The sequence below is a fragment of the Paenibacillus sp. RC67 genome (genome assembly GCF_030020805.1).
Taxonomy (GTDB): Bacteria; Bacillota; Bacilli; order Paenibacillales; family NBRC-103111; genus Paenibacillus_S.
This window is the reverse complement of the sequence record NZ_CP125098.1, coordinates 5,206,626-5,223,496: the sequence shown is the minus strand read 5'-3', so window position 1 is coordinate 5,223,496 and position 16,871 is coordinate 5,206,626. Positions and strand designations below refer to the sequence as shown.

Annotated in this window: 7 protein-coding genes; 5 read left to right on the top strand and 2 right to left on the bottom strand. The window is 48.9% G+C overall.

Annotated elements, in window-relative coordinates:
- The first annotated feature begins 78 nt into the window (after nucleotides 1-78).
- The 3 genes from QMA13_RS36445 (at nucleotide 79) to QMA13_RS23705 (ending at nucleotide 9,622) form a co-directional block, all read left to right on the top strand.
- A complete protein-coding gene (locus QMA13_RS36445) occupies nucleotides 79-3,438 on the top strand; it encodes a pectate lyase family protein (protein WP_349254165.1) in 3,360 nt (1,119 codons plus the stop codon).
- Nucleotides 3,338-7,162: an S-layer homology domain-containing protein gene (locus QMA13_RS23710; protein WP_282936205.1), complete on the top strand. Its 3,825-nt coding sequence runs from the start codon at nucleotides 3,338-3,340 to the stop codon at nucleotides 7,160-7,162. Before QMA13_RS36445 ends, QMA13_RS23710 begins: the two co-directional genes overlap by 101 nt.
- Nucleotides 7,163-7,882: 720 nt before the next feature.
- Nucleotides 7,883-9,622, top strand: coding sequence for a Rieske (2Fe-2S) protein (locus tag QMA13_RS23705; RefSeq protein ID WP_282936204.1), 1,740 nt, complete (start codon nucleotides 7,883-7,885; stop codon nucleotides 9,620-9,622).
- A gap of 663 nt (nucleotides 9,623-10,285) precedes the next feature.
- Here the strand turns inward: QMA13_RS23705 and QMA13_RS23700 are convergent.
- Complete coding sequence (locus QMA13_RS23700; protein WP_282936203.1) at nucleotides 10,286-12,166, bottom strand: FAD-dependent oxidoreductase; 1,881 nt, start codon at nucleotides 12,164-12,166, stop codon at nucleotides 10,286-10,288.
- A complete protein-coding gene (locus QMA13_RS23695; protein WP_282936202.1) occupies nucleotides 12,144-13,019 on the bottom strand; it encodes a hypothetical protein in 876 nt (291 codons plus the stop codon). Before QMA13_RS23695 ends, QMA13_RS23700 begins: the two co-directional genes overlap by 23 nt.
- 331 nt (nucleotides 13,020-13,350) lie before the next feature.
- On the opposite strand from QMA13_RS23695, the gene QMA13_RS23690 reads away from it, so the two are divergent.
- Both QMA13_RS23690 and QMA13_RS23685 read left to right on the top strand, forming a co-directional pair.
- Nucleotides 13,351-15,519, top strand: coding sequence for a hypothetical protein (locus QMA13_RS23690; RefSeq protein WP_282936201.1), 2,169 nt, complete (start codon nucleotides 13,351-13,353; stop codon nucleotides 15,517-15,519).
- Nucleotides 15,520-15,598: 79 nt separating this feature from the next.
- Nucleotides 15,599-16,756, top strand: coding sequence for an alginate lyase family protein (locus tag QMA13_RS23685; protein WP_282936200.1), 1,158 nt, complete (start codon nucleotides 15,599-15,601; stop codon nucleotides 16,754-16,756).
- Nucleotides 16,757-16,871: the final 115 nt, after the last annotated feature.

The window sequence follows — 16,871 nt, the reverse complement described above, 5'->3', positions numbered from 1 at the left end:
TGGATATAAATGAACCAGCCATCAGAGATTCAAAAGATGAACAGGATCAAGGATTTGAAAATGAAAGGAAAGTGAAAAATGAAGCATCGCAAGCTAAACAAGATCTTCGCTATCATTCTTACGTTGACATTAGTGCTGAGTTTACTGCCACAAATTTATGTACCTGCAGCGTTGGCAGCCGCAACGAATTTGCCTTCCGGTTGGAACGATGTGGCGATGAATGATGGCATTTCGAGCGGAAATGCAATGGTGAAATCGACCAGCGCAAGCTATGATAGTACGACCCAAGCATTCACAATCGCCGGTTCGGAAGGTAAGCTTCAATCCACTGGTGATTCGGCTTATTTTGTAAATACAACCATCGGCGGGGACTTTGTCGCTACGGTTAGAGTGGCGTCCTTTGCTCCTTTTGGAACGCAAAGTACCACGACTACATCTCAAGCCATGCTCATGCTGAAGAACGGGACAACGAAGACTAGCAATGGTTTTTTCGCAGTGTTTAACAGCACCAATGTTGTGGCTTACAAGCGTTATACATCTACAGGGACTGTAAATGCAAATCCGGCTATTACGGCTACAGCTCCTTTTTACTTGCGTTTGGAGAAAGTCGGAAATAAATACAATACTTATTATTCGAAAGACGGCAGTTCCTTCGGAACTGCTTATGCTACAATTACCGACTCTACGTACGTAATTGACAGCGCTAACAACAATGCCATGTTGAATATCGGTCTTGCGGTTACAGAAGCCAATGTAAAGTTTGATAATTTGGTGATCAAAAGACCTGATGGAACAGTGCTTTTCGGTCAGGATCCAGTGACGCCGCCAAATGCGCCAACCGGTTTGACGGTTGTGAATCCGGGCAGCAATGCGACTGTCAATTTGTCCTGGAACGCAGCTAGCGGTGCGGCAAGCTATACGATTAGACGTGGTACGCAAAGCGGCGTATACACGGACTTGGCTACGATACCGAGCAGTAGTACAACGTATGCCGATACGACAGCCGTAAATGGAACTCCATATTTCTATGTTGTCACGGCGAAAAACTCTTCAGGGCTTGAAAGCGCTTCTACATCGAATGAGGTTTCAGATACCCCTGTATTGCCGAAGCCTAACGTTCCAACCGGCTTGACCGCCAATGCGGGAGACGCCCAGATTACATTGAATTGGAATGCTGCAGCCGGAGCACAAAGCTACACGGTTAAATATGCAACGACCAGCGGAGGTCCTTACACCTCTGTGACGGGCATTACATCCAACTCGTACACTTTAACAGACTTAATGAACAATACAACCTATTACCTCACGGTTTTCGCTGTGAATGACGCAGGTCCGAGCCAAGACGCAGCAGAAGTGCAAGCAATACCGATGACATTGCCTCCGCCTCAGGCGCCTACAGGTGTTCAAGCTACCGGGGCCGACACTAAGGTAAACGTATCGTGGAGCGCTGTAAACGGAGCAAATAGCTACAGTGTGAAACGGAGTACGGACGGCCAGAGCTTTACGACTGTGGCTGCAGGTGTGACAGGGACTAGCTACACGGATACCGGCTTGACGAATGGTACGACTTATTACTACGTTGTTACAGCTGTTAATCCCCAGGGGGAGAGTGGAAACTCAGCTATTGTCTCCGCTGCTCCTGCACAGATGGTTGTTGGTAGCCCTGTAATAACCAAGAGTGGGGGCTGGTTTGAAACAGCCTATGTGGAATGGGCACCTGTAAGTAACTCCCAAGGCTATAATGTATACGTTAAACCGGCAAGTGCATCGGATTCTCAATATGTACAAATGGATACCCAATTAATCCGTCAATACCCTACTTATTGGAGAGCAGACGCTGTTGGGCTTCCATCTGGAGATTATGTAATGAAAGTTGAAGCACTACTGTCAGATGGTTCAAGTAAAAATACGGTTTCCGACACACTATCGGTAATGAAGCATGACAGATCGGGATTTGCTTTTTCATCCCAGTCACCATTTAAAACCGGCTCAGGCGCTTACAATGACGATGGTTCACTTAGGAGCAACGCTCAAGTTATTTATGTAACATCTGAGACTGCACAAACCGTAACTCTTGATGTCATAACCAACAGCAAAGGTGCTAAAACAACAGGGAATGGTATAGGCGATATTTTAAAACTAAGGCAAAAAGGCTATGATAAAACACCGCTTGCTATCCGATTTATTGGACAAATTACAAAAGATAATATGCGTGATCAGCTGAACTCCTCTGGATATCTTGAAGTAAAAGGGAATGCGGCTTATTCCGAAATGAATATGACACTTGAAGGTATTGGAGAAGATACCTATGCGTATGGATGGGGCTTCCTGGTAAGAAATGCCGGTAATGTAGAGTTGAGAAACATAGGCATGATGAGATTTCCTGACGACGCTTTCTCAATGGATACTAAGAATGTTAATGTCTGGGTCCACAATAATGATCTTTTCTATGGAGATGCAGGAAGTGATGCTGACCAAGTAAAAGGTGACGGTTCAACTGATATTAAAGGCAGCTCGACGTATATCACCATCTCTTACAATCACTACTGGGATTCCGGGAAATCCTCTCTGTCCGGTTTGAGTGAGCCAACTGAATATTTTGTAACCTATCACCATAACTGGTTTGACCATTCAGACTCTCGTCATCCACGCGTAAGAGTGGGAACGATCCACGTATATAATAACTACTATGATGGAGTCGCAAAATATGGTGTTGGCGCTACAACAGGAAGTTCAATTTTTGTAGAATCAAATTATTGGAGAAATGCTCATGATCCAATGATGATTTCTTTACAAGGCACGGATATTAAAGATGGTGTTGCTAATGGCACATTCTCCAGTGAAAACGGAGGTATGATTAAAGCCTATAATAATATCATTACTAATCCTAATAGTCTTATTTATGCAAATTCTGATACAGGAACAGCTCCGGCTAATCCAACATCATTTGACGCCTATTTAGCATCGTCAAGAAATGAAACGGTTCCAAGTACATACAAAGCATTAGTAGGTGGAGCAGCTTATAATAACTTTGATACTTTGATCGAAACGGCAGTAAATCCAGCAAATATTGATGACGTAAACCATATTCCACAAATGGTTACGACAAAAGCTGGACGCCTCAATCAAGGAGACTTTACTTGGCAATTCGATAATTCGGTCGATGACGCATCGTATGTCGTTAATACAGCACTGAAGAATAAAACACTTAATTACAAAACTCAACTTGTAGCTGTAGGGGGCAATTCAACACAACAGACGACACCGGCACCAAATGCACCGACGGGCCTGACAGCAACGGCGGGCAACGCGCAAGGTAGCACTGACGTGGACGGCAGTGAGCGGCGCGACAGGCTACAATATCAAGCGCAGCACGACGAACGGAAGCGGGTATGCGCAAGTCGGTACAAGCGCGACGGCTTCGTACACAGATACTAGCGTGACGAACGGCACGACCTACTATTATGTAGTAGAAGCAACCAATGCGAGCGGTACGAGCGCAGCATCGGCTCAAGCAATTGCAATGCCTGCAGCTACTCAAGCTCCGGCAGCACCGACGGGCCTGACGGCAACGGCGGGCGATAGACAAGTAGCACTCGCGTGGACGACAGTGAGCGGCGCAACCAGCTACAACATCAAACGCAGCACAACGAGCGAAAGTGGCTATACGCAAGTCGGCGCAACCGCGACAGCTTCGTACACAGATACTAGCGTGACGAACGGCACGACCTATTATTATGTAGTAGAAGCGACCAATGCGAGCGGCACGAGCGCAGCATCGACTCAAGCGAGTGCAACGCCAACAGCAGCGAACAACGGTGAATCCGGCGGATCGGGCAGCGGTATTACGTTGATTAATGATAATTTTGAAAGTGCGGCAACGTTGGCGGATTTGGGATACTCGGTAACCGTTCCGACTCCTTCTGCCGGCACGGCACTCGATGCATCCATTGCGGTTCCATCGAAAGTTCTGCCGGGAAGCACCAAGAGCCTGTATCTGCACGATACGGATAAGAGTGCAAGCGCTCAGTTTGTTAAAGTGAACAAGGCGTTTGCACCTCAAGATGGGGTGGTAACAAACGAGTTCGATTACATGCTGACAGCAGCAGCAAGCGCGACCAAAGTCATCCGCCTGTTAAGCTCGACCGGAGCGGTAGCTGTTGATATTCAAACTGCCAAAAACGGATCGGCTACGGTATTCTCCTACAAAACAGTACCGTTAGGGGAGTCTTCGGCGGCAGATCATTTTATGGCAGGGTATGCAATCAATACCTGGTATCATTTCAAAATCGTGACGGACGTATCTGAACAAACCGCGGATGTGTACATCAACGGAACGAAGCAAAATACTACGCCATTGCCATTCTACACGGCAACGACAGTGAAGGATATCGGTTCGATCGAAACATCGACGCCAGGCTCCAATACGATTGACCAGTATTTGGATAATATTTCGCTTATTACTGTTGGAGGAACTCCACCGGCACCTAGCTCGCCGACAGGCCTGACAGCAGTGGCGGGTAATGAGCAGGTAGCATTGGCTTGGACAGCGGTCAATGGCGCGACCAGCTATAACATCAAACGCAGCACGACAAGCGGAAGCGGCTATACGCAAGTAGGCCTAAGTGCAACAGCGTCTTTTACGGATAGCGGCTTGACGAATGGCACGACCTACTTCTATGTAGTGGAAGCGGTGAACTCGGCTGGCACCAGCCTGGCATCGGCTCAATCCAGCGCGACACCGATAGCACCAGTACAAGCGCCAGCGGCTCCAACGGGCCTGACGGCAACGGCGGGCAACGCTCAGGTAGCGCTGGCGTGGACAGCGGTAGATGGAGTGATCAGCTATAACATCAAACGCAGCACGACGAGCGGAAGCGGCTATACGCAAGTAGGCGAAAGTGAAACAGCGTCTTATACGGATAGCGGCTTGACGAATGGCACGACCTACTTCTATGTAGTGGAAGCAGTGAACTCGGCTGGCACCAGCCTGGCATCGGCTCAAGCCAGCGCGACACCGATAGCACCAGTACAAGCGCCAGCGGCTCCAACGGGCCTGACGGCAACGGCGGGCAACATGCAGGTAGCACTGGCGTGGACAACGGTCAACGGAGCAACCGGCTATAACATTAAACGCAGCACAACGAGCGGAAGCGGCTATACGCAAGTAGGTACGAGTACTACGGCGTCTTACACAGATAGCGGATTGACGAACGGCACGACCTACTACTATGTCGTGGAAGCGGTGAACTCGGCTGGCACTAGCCCGGCGTCTGCAGAAGCAAGTGCAACACCAACAGCACCAGCGCAAGCGCCGGCGGCTCCAACGGGCCTGACGGCAACGGCGGGCAATGCTCAGGTAGCACTGGCTTGGACAGCGGTAGATGGAGCGATCAGCTATAACATTAAACGCAGCACGACGAGCGTAAGCGGCTATACGCAAGTAGGCAGAAGTGCAACGGCGTCTTACACGGATAGTGGCTTGACGAACGGCACGACCTACTACTATGTCGTGGAAGCGGTGAACTCGGCTGGCACTAGCCCGGCATCGGCTCAATCCAGCGCGACACCGTCAGCACCCGCAACGATTACAATCCCATCCGTAACGGCAAGTGTTTATGCAACAGGCTCACCGTTCCGAGTCGATATTACTTGGGCAACGGTAACGGGAGCTACCTACTACAACGTGAAGCGTTCCTTGTCGGCAAGCGGTCCGTTTACGAATATCGCAACCAATTTGACGGTGAACTCGTACTCAGATACCAGTGTAACGAACTTCACGACTTACTACTACGTCATAACGGCTGCTAACACGGCAGGCGAAAGTGCGGACTCGATTGTGGCAAGTGCGACGCCTAGAAGCAGCTCGAGCAGCAGTCCGAGAGGTGGCGGCGGCGGATCTGTGAGCAGCAGCACTGTAACATCGGATAAAGACGGCTCTGTCTCAATCAACACTCCAGCGACAACGCAGAAGACAACGGACGGCAAGACCGCAGCCGTGATTACGCTGGACAGCGCTACGCTGGATCAAGCGATCAACACCAGTATGTCTTACAGCAATAAAGCAGTGGTGGTTGAAGTCAAGAGCGATGGAACGGTGGCACAAGTCACTCTTCCGGCATCGTCCATGCTGAATGCTTCCAAGCAATCCCCAAATACGGTGTTAGTAGTGAAATTCGGTAATGTGACCTATACCCTTCCGGTGAACCTGCTGAATATTGATTCGCTGGCCAAATCGATAGGTGCAGATGTGAAAGATATGAAAGTAAACATTGTGATCGAACAGGTCAGCGGCAGCCTGGCAACGCAGATTGCGAACGCAACGAAGCAAGCGGGAGCGCAGCTCCTGACCCCAGCCGTCGATTTCACAGTAACGGTTGAAGCCAACGGAAAGAGCACCTCTGTCAACGATTTTGGCAGCACCTATGTCTCCCGTACGCTGAAGCTGAGCAGTACGGTGGACAACAAGAAAGCGACAGCGGTGATGATCGACCCGACTACAGGCGAAATGACTTTCGTACCGGCATCCTTCAAGGAAGTCGATGGCAAAACAGAAGTGACGATCAGCCGTCCAGGCAACTCGATCTACTCGGTTGTACAGTTCAGCAAAACATTTGCTGACATGAAGGACCACTGGGCTAAAGACGATGTCGAATTGTTGGCATCGAAGCTGCTGGTCAAAGGCCGTACGGAAACCACATTTGATCCGCAAAGCTCCATTTCCCGTGCAGAATTTGCAGCGCTGCTGGTAAGAGGCTTGGGACTTGGCGAAGACAAAACAAACAAGTTCAAGGATGTATCGGCAAGCGAATGGTACATGGGCATCGTCGGAGTCGCTGCAAAAACGGGCTTGATCGAAGGAGACGAGAGCGGCAAGTTTAACCCGAACGCCTCCATCACCCGCGAGGAAATGGCCGTGATGATCAACCGGGCCATGGCCTTTGTCGGCAAGAAAACGAGCGGTGACGTCAATCAGTTGAATGCGTTCAAGGATGCGAGCGCGATCAGTGCATGGGCGAAGGATGCGGTAGCCAAAGGGGTAACGGCAGGGTTGTTGAACGGCAAGAGCACAAATGCGTTTGAGCCTTCCGCAACCGCTACCCGTGCCGAAGCGGCTGTCCTGCTGAAGCGTCTACTGCAAACGGTAGGATTTATTAACTAATCATAATCTAAGGGGGCTGTCCCTAAAGTCATCGTAGATGACAAAGGGTTGCCCCTTTTCTTTTTTCGTGCCCAGAAGCACACATCTTCTAGTCGGTGAAAGTCCGGCCACAGGAGAGGCCAAGCCCCGTGTAGCTAGGATACTCGCTTATGGCGAAATCTGTGCATAGAAGCGTTTCGACAACCGTGGCCGCTAAATTTTTACAGTGCTGCACGGAAAGCTTCCCGGAATCTACATCGTACGAAACTCGGATAAGCTTACCCGGATTTAGGTAGTCAATTGCAGACTTTTCAATCATGTTAAGGCCACCTGGTGTCATTGGGTGGCTTTTTAATATTCATAGTTATTTATTGTTTTGGGGAATCGTTACAAATACTTGTCATTTATCGGATGACAAGAACATTGTCTCATTAAAGGCCGCGTATATCGAGCCTCTTTATATTTATGGGATAAAGTTCTTGTCAAAACCAAATGACATGAACTTTGTCCCATTCCAGATTTTTGACAAGAACTTGGTCTCATTCCCGACGGGACCGGACAGTCGAACGGACAAGGAAGTTAAGTTCTTATGCACTGGCGGCAGGGGACCATACGTTAACAGGAGAATTTTGTTATATAATCATGCATCAACTTTATAAATATACATATTTATAAAGTATCCAAAGTATGATATTGTATAAACAAGGAAAGTGCATTATATCGAGAATTGGAGGCGTTTTCATGAACGGTTGGATTCAGGCGGGTACGGTAGAAGAGATTCGAGAGCAAGGTCCTAAGCTGATCAAGGGGGGCATCGTAGTTTTCTATCACGAGGATAAAGTGTATGCACTTGACAACCGGTGCCCTCACCTCGGTTTTCCCCTCCACATGGGAAGTTTGTGCAACGGAATTTTGACATGTCATTGGCATCATGCACGGTTTGACGTGTGCAGCGGCGGAACGCTCGACCCTTGGGCGGACGATGTTCCAGTACACGACTTAATCGTTCGTGACGGATTGATTTGGGTCAACCCAAATTCCCGGAACGGCAATCAAGTGCAGCTGTATAAAAACCGGCTTCTGGGCGGCCTTGAGCAAAATATCGGTCTTGTCATAGCCAAGGCCGTAGTAGGTTTAATCGAAGCGGGCGTTTCCGAGATGGAAATCGCAGCGATTGGGATTGAATTCGGGGTCAAACAGCGGAGGCAAGGGTGGAGTTCCGGATTAACGATTCTTACTGCGATGGCTAACGTCCTGCCCAAGCTTGATAAACAAGGCCGCATCCTTGCGTTGTATCAAGGGCTGCAGCGTACTGCCCGCGACTCAGCCGGAAGCGGAACGCGCTTCTTACTCGATCCACTCCCAAATACGGGAGTCTCCGAAGAACGATTAAAGGAATGGTACCGCGATTGCATCGAGGTTCGGGATACGCGCGGCGCCGAACGGGTACTGCTGACCGCCGTACAGGCGGGAGCGGATGAGAAGCAGTTATTCTCTATGATGAGCTTGGCGTCGACGGACCATTTCTATATTAATGGAGGCCATACGCTGGATTTCCATAATAAAGCATTCGAGAGCTTGAAGTATATCGGGCACGAACAGCGCAATTATGTCCTCGCTTCGCTTGTTCCGATGTTCGGAGACGCCTCGCGAAGCGAAGAGCTTCACAGCTGGCAGTCTCCGGTCAATTTGGTTCAGCCGTTGAAGGAAGCTTTCGAGGAGCTGTCCAATAAGGGCGTTGCCTCTGAAAACGAAGGCTCCGGCATCGGCGACGAAGAGCTTTTTCAAGCGCTGCTCGGAGACGAACCGCTGCAGACCGTTCGCGTGCTGAAGGAAGCTTTGCTCTGCGGCGCCTCTCCGGTGCGCATCTCGCAAATTGCCGCATTGGCTGCGGCGGAACGGGTCGTCCGCTTCCATACGCAGAACGATTTCGGGGACTGGATTTCGGTGCTACACACGTTTACGCATGCTCACGCCGTTCACGAAGGCCTGATCCGTTCCGCCGATACATGGCTGGTTCGCGGCATTTTCCATACAGCGGTTACGATTTACCTCGACCGGTTTTTGAACATTCCCTCTGCCCCGAGACCGTCTGCAATTGGCGCGGCTGAGGAAGTGCCACAGCCCGCGGAGCTGCTTGAGATTCTCGACAAACAGCAGCAGGTGGCGCCGGCGGCGGCATGGGTGATCCGCTATCTGCGCAGCGGTGGAAAACCGGAGCCATTATTTAACGTATTGGGTCATGCGCTGCTTCGAGAGGATGCGGAATTCCACTCCTTCCAAATGTACGAGGCGGCCGTATCAGAATATGACCGCTGGACTTCCGAGTCGGGGCCGTTCGCTGAGAAAGCCCGGGAAACGCTGATCCTTGCGGTAACCCGTTATTTGGCGGCACATGCTCCGACTTCCCGCGAGACGCCTCATACGGCGAAAATTGCATGGCGCCTCCATCGCGGCGAGAAACTGTTCGAAGAAGAATAAAGTGAGATAGCCAGGTGTAATTATTGCAATCTAGGGGTATAAGCGGAACCATTTTTTATGGGATTAGCAGAGAACCGGCGTGGGTATTAACGTACCTCCTCCTTTGAATGCCTGGCCAATTTTACCTGGGTAAAAATAAAAAAGTCAATATTACCCGGGTAAATTGTATATTGTCGTTCGTTATGGAGGGACTAAATACAAAAGACGCGGCCTAAGAGGAACCGCGCTGTTGAGGGCTAGTGTTTGATTTATGTTGTACATGCTGTGTTTTGTCGCAAAATAGCAGGCAAGTGAACTAAAGAGGCCAATAACTCTTGTAATGGTAGGGACCTAGGATGAAGATGTATACATCACTTTAGAATAGAAAAAACGTCACTGCATCATTGCAGTGGCGTTTTTTTGAGCCATTTGGACTTATAGTCTCGGATAATCGGCTTGAACCTTGAGTCATGCCTTACTTAAAACTTCAGCTATCCGTAGCCCATGAGAAATCCATTGTGATTTTCCGAGCCTTCCGTGTCATGGTTTATTGTGGACCACCATGTTCATTGCCCCTTTAATCAACATGTAATTTCCTTACCAACAGGTTGTCAAAAAAAGGAACAACTAAGTTTCGCCTTAATCTTCTTTTTTATCATATAGGGAAGCAAGCACTAGCTAGGGTTATTGCATCTCAACTTCTGCATTCCATCTCTGCAGCGTCTCATTAATGACTTTGCGGATTTTCCCGTTCATATCACATTTAATGTCTGTACTGCCTTTGAAAGTAACGGATAAATTCAGGCCGCTCCGGCCAAGCAAGGTACGATAACCATTAATAATCTCTTGGCGGCAGTCCAGATGGCTGTCACCAATTCTTGCTAATGCCATAATCGAGAAGGATACATACTGGAAATAAAGCTCATGGCTGTCCGCCAGAAACTCTTTATTTTCATCCCCATACGTCCATTGTCCTGACTCATACGTCAGAATTGAAGTCAAGTCCGGTACAATCTCACGATCCGCTAACAAGCCAAGCAGGAAGATCGCTGTATAGCCTCTAACTTGATTGTATTTACGGCTCGTCTTCGGTACAAACGGATCCTTCTCCCGCACCATCTCTCTAAGGACTGGGGCTGCAGCTTCATCATCCAGCAAGGCCAATGCAAAAGCGGCATGCTTGCGAAGATGCTCTTGCTCCGTTGCAGCACTCCATTTCGTGAGCTGTGCTCGAATGCTGTCTTTTAACAGGAAGGAGGACCATATCGCAAGACCCGGCTTGTTCCCGGCTAAACCACGTTTTATATGTTCGGGATTCGTCACCCATTGAACAATAGGATTGGCTTCGTCATGAACGGATAACGTTTCCTTGAATCGAATCTCATCCTTAGCGGACAAGCATCCGGTTTCGTGCAACGCAGCAGCCAATTGGGAATAGGGAATGTCCCTCAAAGAAAGCTGCATACTTATGGATAAATACGCAGCATTGGCGGCAGCTTCTCCACATTTCTGCATATCGCGTTTCATTCGGACGCATGCGGCCATATCATGATCAACGGATAGGCAGCGCCCTGCAACAAGCAGCCCGTCATAGCCTTTGGGAATTAGCGCTCCGATTGGAATCGGGACGGTAAAATTGTAACCCCACATGCTGGAGGCGACAGTCCAGCGCTGTTGGAACTCACTCTCGAAAGCAAGGTCTTTACTGTGGTTGTCCGCATTCGAATATGCGAAAAACACGGGCTCACTTGAATAACGTTGATTCAGGAAGCTCTCCAGCGTTACTGTTTCTTCTCCCTCTATAAATCGGCCTTCTCTGACCCCGAGTAAGGGGGCAATCCGCAGCATCCGGTTGTCCTTCTCATAAACGGGTCTTAAATGCGTACGCAAGGTCGCCGATGAAATTATAGCCTCTGATACGCTGGAAGCATCTCTGGGATCTACATAACCTGAATCGGTATATCGGAAGTTGACCTTGCCTTGATCCAAATAGACATATACATTCGAGTAGGGCTGGGCCTGGCTGTCAAAATCACGACCGCCCCGCAGCTCGCAACCGGCCATTGCGCATACATCTGCATCGCCGGTCGCATCAATGATAACGGAGCATCCTGCCGTGAACCTGCCTTCTGGAGAGAACCACTCAATGCCCCGTAGCATCATCCCCTCAAGCAGCACGCCAGTCACTGTACTGTCATAGCGAAGAGCAGCTCCGGCTTTCAATGCTTCTTGTTCAAGCACATACTTTTTGGCCTCGGCGTTAATGCCTCGGGAGGGCGTGTAGATCTGCTGCTTTTCCAAAGCTAATGAGTCGTCATCTATCGATTCGAACAGTCCGCCCTTGTTCCCGAAATAATAACCTAGAACGGCCCCTGCTGTGCCCGTACCGCCCATGCAGGTTAATCTCTCGATTCCTAGTACCCTTAAGCCCTTTTGCGCTGCGGAGATTGCGGCTATAGCACCTGCTGTTCCCAATCCTACTACAATGCAGTCAAAATGGAAGTCGGTCTGTCCGGTAAATGGCTTAGTTACAGCGTGCCCGTTATATAGTCTTGCGATATCCATCGTTAACGCCCTCCTCTGATTGAAGCCGAGAATACTGACATCCTTGGCGGAACGCTAGTAATGGGTGAGGGCTAGATTCCGATGGAAGCCATATCCAATGCGCTGCAAGCTCTATCGGTCCTTGCGGAACCTGCTCGCCGAATGTACTGGCAACGGCTGCAATCGTCCATAATGCAAGGCTGGCAGGACGTGCCCTCCAATATTCCTGCAAGCTGTGCCGGGCGGCCGGCCAATCTGTACCGGTATCCACAGTAAGTGCCAGGATGCGTTCCGATGGAAATCTGCCTTGGAGGATTTGTGCCTGCTCATCTAACGGCTGAACGATTGGTGTGGTTTCGTTACCGGATATCCCAGCTGATAAATGCGCTCTTATGATTTTACGGTTAACCGGCGCATAATGCTGGTCGGGTCGTGAAAATCTGCAGCTGGTCGTATCTAGAATTCGGTCCACTCGTATTGTTTGAAAGCCGGAGACGTTGTATAGCGTCACCTCGAAGCCATCCCCCGTAGGCGTTATTTCTATAATCTCAGTCAGAAAAAGCACCTTCAAGCCAGCATCTTGAATGCGTTTGCACAGCACGGAATGAACGCCTGGCAAATGGACGGGACCGCCTCCGGGCTCCATCAAACTCCGTTCAATCAGCTCTGCATGCAGCGATTGTTCCAATGGACTAACCCGAAGATCATCCATGGCTTCGAAGCTGCCTGGATTAAATGTCTCGATAAACTCCTGACCGACACCTGCCGACCTTTCCACTACAATGACGGGGAGTTTAGCAGCTAATGCTGCGCCTAGTCCGGCACAGGTTGCTCCGCAAACGAGCAGCTGATAATGGGCTGCTTCAGCTGTCATATCCTATCCCTCTCTTCCTTCATTTTCACAATATCGAACACTGAATGGATAATTAATAAAAATCATATTCCCATTATATGTTTATATTTATTAGAGTAAATGGACGGAATTATAATGTTTATGGATTAATGTTTAAAATGTATGGCATGTTTACAGCTATAATGTTAACAAAAAAAACGATTGGGAAGATCCCAATGCAGTATCAATTAATTCTCCATATTTTTTTATTTATCGTCTATGTACATGTCGCAGCTTTGTGTTTACATTAAAGATGAAAGGGGTTTCAAATGCGGGACATTCTTTCAGTATATTGCATTGAAAAAGGAGGATTATGGTGTATCCATCAACCAGTGTAGTCAAGAAATCCTTTGTGAAGGTATTGCTTGTTTTTGTAATGCTAAATGCGGTGTTCGTACATTATCAAGCTTCGGCTGAAGCCGCAGGAGGGAACGAACAGCTCGTTTATGAAGATAATTTCGATGCGTATGCAAGCAGAAGCGAGATGCCGTCTTCATCAACACAGCCCATTTGGTGGCAGTTCAGCGCACCGGCAACGACTTCCGTCACGCTTGAACCGTACCCGTCAAACCCGAGTAATAAATATATACTTATCACCGACTCGGGTACGAGCTCCGCTTATGCAAAAGTCAATTTTCCGAAGCTCAAAAGCGGATTTGCTTATATCGAATTCGATATGAAGACGGTAGCGGACACGGATCCGAGCTACAAGCATGATTATTTCGGTGCTACGCTACTCAGCGATCAGAACGAAAACATTACCCAGGTTCAGAACAGTACGGCAGGTAACGGCTATGTGTACAAAATGCTGCAAAAAAACGAAGCAGGCCAAAATGTCTCCACCAATATGATGCCTGCAAGCTCCTACGTAGATGGAGACTGGTACAAGATTAAGCTGGAGGTTGATTTTACCCAGAAGAAAGTGAAGAGCTATACCTATGATCAGACGGGCGCGATACTCCTCGGAACCGTTGATTACGAAGGGTTTCAAGTCGCGGAAGCAAGCAGTGTCGCTTCACTAAGGTTTATTTCCATATCGGCAGGGAGGGGAGCCATCGGCATTGACAACCTGAAAGTGACAGCAATTCCGGACGAGAACAGCTCTGGTCCTCCGGCGAATCAGAACGTTACGGTTAACGTATATTCCATACTTAATGATGTAAGCCATTCGCCTCTCGGTGTAGTATCCAACCATTTGTTCGACTCCGATTTGTATCATCCGAACCGACAAAAAACACTTTCCCAATCGCTGCAAGCACTCGGTGCGGGAACGGTGCGATTCGGGGAAGGTGAAGCCAGTGACAGATACTTGTGGACAGGCGCACCTTATCCAACAGCAGCCAACAGTGTCCTTCAACCACAGCTATCGTATTATTATTCAACCGAGCATCCGTTGACTACTGCCGAGAAAGCGCTGATTAATCCGGATGGAACGTATAAAGAGACTCAGGATTTCAATGAGTTCATGGGTGTTGTGAATGAAACCGGCGTACAGCCATTCGTTATTGTCGGTCTTGATGCGATGAAAGCGACAGATGCGGATTGGTTCAAGACGAAAGCGCAGTTAAAGGAGGCGGCAGTGGAATGGGTCCGTTATGCTAATGTCATTAACGGATGGAACGTGAAATATTGGGAAATTGGTAATGAACCGTTCTACTCGTCACAATCCGGTTACATATGGACTCCTCAGGAGTATGCCGATGTGTTCAATGAGTTCGCCACAGCCATGAAAGCAGTCGATCCCACGATTCATGTAGGCGTACCCGTCTATGATTCGTTCACATGGAATAGTACGGTGATGCCTGCCGTGTCATCCAAAGCTGATTTCGTTATTGTTCATTTGTACGGGAGTGCCAATGTCAGTCCGCTGAATACGATCGTTACCCATGTCAATACGTATTTCAAGCCGGAAGACAGGAACCGAATTCAAATTTCGATAACGGAGACAAGCACGTATTCTTCAGGTGCCCAAATGCCTAACAATATGAGCCGTGCCGCGTTATTTGCTACGAAGATCGGTAAAATATTGCAGTATGACAAAGTCGATTACGTCCACTTCTGGGTCACTCGCAAAGGGCTCAACAACAATCCGCGGGATGAAAGATCAGCCATTGATGAGAATGGTAATCTGCTGCCTATGGGTAAGGCGATTCAAGTGTGGAATAAGTTTCTAAGAGATCAGATGGTATCGACGACCGGAGCGACGGATGTTTCCGCCTTCGCCAGCTATTCACCGTCAAGCCGTGAGTTGTCCGTCTTTTTCGTTAACTCTAACGCCGATCCGGTACCAGTCCAACTGAACATACAAAACTATACAACCAGCGCCAATATTGAAACATGGGTACTGAAGGGAACGGGCGCAGCCGATACGAACCCTGCTTTGGCTCAAGTCAATCCGGTTCAGTATGAAGCGGGAGCGGCTAGCTTGTCTCTTGATCCTTATTCTGTCACAGTCATTGCCTTAAAGCCTTCGGTTGAGTAGACCGCAATGGCTTCAAGAAGTACCACGGTCGGGCTTAACGCGGCTACATAATACGCCCAAAGAGGAGGAAATAGCAGTCATGAAACAAACGAATGTACCAACGTTAATTCAACTTGACTATAAGGAATTGATATGTATCCGAGAGAGGGTGAAAGCGAATGAACCGAGTCTGATGCCAGCTTATTCTGCATTACTTAATGAGGCGGACTCCTATCTTCAAAAAGCTCCCGATTCCGTAGTTAACAAGGGACATCTCCCTCCTTCCGGAGATATGCATGATTTTTTCGCAATTGGAAAATACGCTTGGCGCAATCCGGATACGCCCGACGGAATACCCTTCATCCGTCGCGACGGGTATACGAATCCGGCGGCAGCCAGTGACGAGTATGACTTGGGACCTTATTTCAATATGCGCGTAAGGGTTAACACTTTGGCGCTGGCGTATTTATATTCGGACTCGGAGGCTTACGCTGCCAAAGCAGCCGAGCTGCTGCGAGTTTGGTTCCTGAATCCAGAAACCCGAATGAACCCGAATTTCAAGTATGCGGCCTCGCTGCCCGGGGTTAATGATGGAATGGCCATCGGCATTATAGAAGGAGTACAATTAATCGGGCTCCTGGACTCGGTCAATCTACTGACGCAATCGATAAGCTGGACCCAGGCCGATAACGAGGCGTTACAGCAATGGTTTGCCGCTTATTGCGACTGGTTGTTGGAGAGTCCTGCAGGCAAAGAAGAGTATCGCGCTACCGATAATCACGGGTCCTGGTATGCGGCGCAATTGGCGGCTTTTTCCATCTACATCGGCAACTTGGAAACAGCGCGGCAAATGATGGAACGTGCCAAGTGGCAAATCGATGTGCAATTCACACCGGATGGAGGACTTCATCGCGAGTTGAAACGCAATCGGGCGCTTTTCTACTCATTATATGGACTGAGCGCCTTTGTAAGCTTGGCTAGGTGCGGCGATGTGCTCGGAGTCGATTTATGGCGTTATCGGACCGAGGATGGTAGAGGGATTGAGCTTGGGTTTCAGTTTTTGGCACCTTACTTGGCAGAGGAATTACCTTGGGCCTGGCAAAATATTGACAACGAGATCAACGGGCTGGCAGTCCAGCTTACCAGAAGAGCAGAAAAAGTATACTCATCTCCGAGGCTGATCGCGGTATCAAGGCATTTGACTGCTTTACGGCCTCCCAAAGACTGGTCGTTCTGGCTAATGACTATCCCAAGTTGAGAACACGGATAGTCCCATTCATCCAGCATTATCGCTCCCTTGGGATGATAATGCTGGGTTTTTACTATGAGTTCGAACTTTCCAATTGGTATCCTTTTTTGTGCTTATGCCATCA

Excerpts from the sequence above, each read along its gene's own strand:
- QMA13_RS23695 (WP_282936202.1), bottom strand. The coding sequence starts at position 13,019 with ATGACAGCTGAAGCAGCCCATTATCAGCTGCTCGTTTGCGGAGCAACC.
- QMA13_RS23700 (WP_282936203.1), bottom strand. The coding sequence starts at position 12,166 with ATGGATATCGCAAGACTATATAACGGGCACGCTGTAACTAAGCCATTT.
- QMA13_RS36445 (WP_349254165.1), top strand. The coding sequence starts at position 79 with ATGAAGCATCGCAAGCTAAACAAGATCTTCGCTATCATTCTTACGTTG.
- QMA13_RS23690 (WP_282936201.1), top strand. The coding sequence starts at position 13,351 with ATGGTGTATCCATCAACCAGTGTAGTCAAGAAATCCTTTGTGAAGGTA.
- QMA13_RS23685 (WP_282936200.1), top strand. The coding sequence starts at position 15,599 with ATGAAACAAACGAATGTACCAACGTTAATTCAACTTGACTATAAGGAA.
- QMA13_RS23705 (WP_282936204.1), top strand. The coding sequence starts at position 7,883 with ATGAACGGTTGGATTCAGGCGGGTACGGTAGAAGAGATTCGAGAGCAA.